Source organism: Streptomyces sp. NPDC058240 (genome assembly GCF_042882135.1).
Lineage (GTDB): Bacteria > Actinomycetota > Actinomycetes > Streptomycetales > Streptomycetaceae > Streptomyces.
On record NZ_JBHVWT010000126.1, the window covers coordinates 1 to 3,747 of the forward strand.

Consider the following 3,747-nt stretch of genomic DNA (forward strand, 5'->3'; position numbering starts at 1 on the left):
CAAATCCCTCGCCGACTACCTCACCAAAATCAGCCCATCCAGCACCAAAAACCAGCAGCAGACTTAAGACCGCCTTTTCTGGCGCATCACACTAGATACGACAAACGCGCCTACGTCCACCTCGGCAAAACGTTACCGCCGCAGCCCTCATGATCTGGCTCCGCTCGTGATCGCCAGGACAGGGCCTAGCGGCGATCGGGTTGGTCGAGGTCGAGGGGGTTGTTTTCCTGAGGACCAAGTTCGGCACCGGGGGCCGAGTTGTCGGGGTCGCCTGGGTGACACCCGATCGGCTGATGGATCGCTGAGGGCGGTCCGTCCCCTACAACTTGGGTACCACCCAAGGCTGTTGTGTCATCCCCAGGGTGGAGGAGAGGTGCAGCCCGGCGAGGGATCCGCATGCGTGGCGGGTTCCTGAAAGATCTTTCCTGTCCGAACATTCGACCGGAAGGATCGATATCGTGCGCAGACGACGTCTCGCGCCCCTGTTGGCCGTGAGTGTCACGGCAACGCTGGCTCCCGCGCTCGCCACCTCGACGGCCACTGCCGCTCCGGCCGCCACCCCGTCGACCGTCTCCTCGTCCGCCGCCACGGGCGCGCTGAACCGGTATGTGAAGCAGAAGCCGCAGTGGAAGCGGTGCGAAGCCGCCTCTCCGGCGGAGTTCGAGTGTGCCACGATCAAGGTTCCGCTGGACTACCGGGTTCCTGGGGGCAAGCGGATCGACTTAGCCATATCCCGGATCAAGAGCACCGCGTCCGACAAGCGGCACGGTGTCCTGTTCTCCAACCCCGGTGGCCCGGGGGGACAGGGGCTCTACATGCCGCTGGGGATGCAGGAGAGGCTCCCCGAGTCCGCACGGCAGAAGTACGACCTCATCGGCTTCGACCCGCGCGGTGTTGGGCAGAGCAGCCCGGTTTCCTGCGATCTGGAGCCGGAGGAGGAGAACTGGCTGCGGCCGTACAAGGAGGAGACATTCGACAAAGACGTCGCCTGGGCACGCGATGTCGCGGACAAGTGCAAGGAGAAAGCGGGCGACGTGCTCCCGCACATCACCACGCGCAACACCGCACGCGACATGGATCTGCTCCGGGCGATCCTCGGTGAGAAGAAGATCTCGTACGTAGGTTACTCGTACGGCACCTACCTGGGCGCCGTCTACACCCAGCTCTTCCCGGGCCGGACCGACCGGTTCGTGCTGGACAGCGCGGTCGATCCGGCGCGCGCCTGGCGAGGGATGATCCAGTGGTGGGCGGAGGGCGCCGAGCCCGCGTTCGTCCGGTGGACTGAGTGGGCCGCCGAGCGTTCAGAGAAGTACGGCCTCGGTGACACCCCGAAGCAGGTCGACCGGACCTTCTGGGACCTGGTCGCGCAGGCAGACGAGAAGCCCATCGAGGTAGATGGGCAGCCGATCACCGGTGATGACATCCGGAGTGGTATGCGCGGGGCGGTCTTCAGCCCGGAGTACGCCACCGAGGGGATCGTGGAGTTGAAGAGGGCCGCGGCCGGCGAGCCCGCCTCCGCGAAGAAGCTCGCGGCGTTCGCCGGATCGGAGGGGACCGGGACTTCAGGCGCCTCCGATGCCGCCGAGGTGCCGTCCGACAACATGACGGCGAGCTTCTGGGCCGTGGTGTGCGGCGACAACTCGGCCGTGTGGTCCCGCGACCCTGAGAGCTACCGGCAGGACGCCATCGAAGACAAGGGCCGCTACCCACTCTACGGTGACTTTGCGTCCAGCATCAAGCCCTGCGCATTCTGGGACAAGTCCGTGGAACCGGCAACCAAGGTGAACAACAGGGTCGGTTCTCTGGTCGTCCAGAACGAGTGGGACTCGCAGACTCCGCTGCCCAGCGGTCAGGCCCTGCATGCCGACCTGAAGGGCTCGAAAATGGTCACTGTCCTCGGCGGCGAGGGCCATGGCGTCTACCCGAACGGCAACGCGTGCACGGACGGTACGGTCGCCGCCTACCTGCTCACCGGCAAGCTCCCGGCGAAGGACGTGACTTGCAGGGCGACGGCCGACTCGAACGCGGAGGCACGGAAGAGCCAGAAGCGGGACGTGCTCCCCGGGTCTCCGCTCCCGGAGCGTGCCCCGGACCGTTTCTGAGCCCGGTCGCTTGGTCCATTTCCGCATGACCCGTTGAAGAGGGGGGCGGGACCTCCCGGCGGGGTCCCGCCCTCCCTGGTGAATGCGACCGGTTGAGCTCACGGCTCAGACGAACGCGTGGACCGTTGCGTGAGATTCCTGATTCAGCGGACGCAGGTGACACAGATGACGGTTCGTACGTGGTCGCTCCGGCTCCCGTCACGGCCTCCGTCATGTGTGAAGGCCGCGACGCCGCGGAGCGCCCGTCAGGCATCGGCCGTGACGGGGGTGTCGAGGTCGGTTCTGCGCAGGGTGTCGGGGACGTACGCGTCGAAGCGGGCCTGGTGCTGGGCGGCGGCCAGTTCGGTGGCGCGGCTGTGGGCGCAGTGGGCGGCGTCCGGGCTGACGTCGGTGGCGAGGGTGCGGGCGGCATCGGCGGCGAGACACTCGATCCACGGCTGGGCGGCTTCCTCGCGGCGGGCGCAGGGTGTGGTCGGCCAGTGCCCACGCCTTCATGCCGCTGGTGGTGCGCGGGCTGCCGCACAGGCGCCAGATCTCGTACCGCTCGCGCATGACCTCGGGGTCGGCGGCCCACCGTGCGGCGCACCCGGGGATGTTCTCGATGGTCTCCAGGGCGTTCACCGCGGCGTGCGAGACGCTCGGGATCAGTGCGCAGGTAGCGCCGCCGTTCACGCCGACCGCCGAGGGCATCGTGGAGCGCGACTTCGGCTCGATCAACTCCCTGTTCTGCCAGCACCTGCCCGGCCACACCGGCTCCGACGTCGCACGCCGCGGCAGAGACATCGAACGCGAGACGTGCTACACCGTCGCCCAACTCCAGGACCTGCTCGACGAATGGCTCGCGCACTGGCACCACCGGCCCCACGAAGGACTGCGCCACCCCGTACTCCCCCGGGCCGCGCTGACGCCGAACCCGATGTGGGCCGCCCTGGCAGCGGTCGCCGGGTACGTGACCGTCGCGCTGACCGGCAGCGACTACCTGGAACTGCTGCCGGTGCGATGGCAGGCCATCACCGAACGCGGAATCCTTCTCCACCACCGCACCTACGACCACGACCTGCTGGGCCCCTGCCGGGGCCAGGACTCCGATGTGGCGGCCCGTGGCAGGAAATGGGAAGTCCGCACGATCGTAGCGTTCGACAATCCGATTCCCACGAGTGAGCTGGACCAGTACCTCAAGGAGTTCGAGGAGCTCGTGATGGGCTCCGGTCTGGTCGAGTCATTCGCGGCCCGGCACCACATCCGCGCCCAGGGCGACGACCACGCCCCGGTGGCCATCGCCAGCGCCATCCTGCAGCTGCGCCTGGCCGATCTCGACGCCCTGAACGCGACCTTCACCATGCCTGGCGCCGTCGACCTCATCAAGCGCTGGCAGGGCCGATACCCCTACAAGGCGATCTGGGTCAACCATGACCCGCTGGCATGACAAGCCGTTTCTCAACCGGTGTTGGAACGTGCGGGTCGAACAGGGTGAGGGGCCTCGCGTTTTCCGGACAGGCGTCTGACTGTCTATTTCACGCGGCGATTCGCAACTTCTCGTACTCGGCGTAGATTTCGCGCGGAGGGCGGTAACCCACGGCCGAATGAAGGCGCTTGCGATTGTACCAGAATTCGATGTAGCAGGTGATGTCCCGCCGGGCGGCCT

The 3,747-nt window shown here is 67.1% G+C and carries 2 protein-coding genes; both read left to right on the top strand.

The annotated features are described in order from the left end of the window. Window positions 1-458: 458 nt before the first annotated feature. On the top strand, window positions 459-2,102 hold the full coding sequence (locus ACFVX4_RS41735) for an alpha/beta hydrolase (protein ID WP_389988649.1): 1,644 nt from the start codon (window positions 459-461) through the stop codon (window positions 2,100-2,102). Window positions 2,103-2,652: 550 nt separating this feature from the next. Continuing rightward, window positions 2,653-3,528, top strand: a complete 876-nt coding sequence (locus tag ACFVX4_RS41740; RefSeq protein ID WP_389988652.1) for a hypothetical protein — start codon at window positions 2,653-2,655, stop codon at window positions 3,526-3,528. The last annotated feature ends 219 nt before the right edge of the window (window positions 3,529-3,747 follow it).